Source organism: Lactobacillus delbrueckii subsp. delbrueckii DSM 20074 = JCM 1012, assembly GCF_001433875.1.
GTDB lineage: Bacteria > Bacillota > Bacilli > Lactobacillales > Lactobacillaceae > Lactobacillus > Lactobacillus delbrueckii.
In genome coordinates this window covers 1-239 of sequence record NZ_AZCR01000169.1, presented here as the reverse complement: position 1 = coordinate 239, position 239 = coordinate 1, and the positions used below count along the sequence as shown (strand labels likewise).

1 pseudogene is annotated in these 239 nt (G+C 48.1%); it reads left to right on the top strand.

Annotated elements, in window-relative coordinates:
- Positions 1-239 (top strand): annotated as a pseudogene (locus tag FD23_RS09865) (IS1634 family transposase); the annotation flags it as partial.

The following is a 239-nucleotide window of genomic DNA, read 5'->3' as shown; positions in this document are numbered from 1 at the left end:
CGAAATGCCGGGCAAGCCTAACTATCTGAGCGTACCTTCGGCACTGAAAGAGCTCGAAAAGATTGAGCTGATACGCCAGCCAAATGGCAACTATAAGCTCGATCACGCAGTCACAGCTACCCAGAAAGTAATACTAGGTGCCTTTGGACTGGACGAAAAATGGATCAAGGCACAGGCAAGACAGATTGGAAAAGACATTCAGAACGCCGCAATGCCAGAAGAACAGAAAGACGATGATG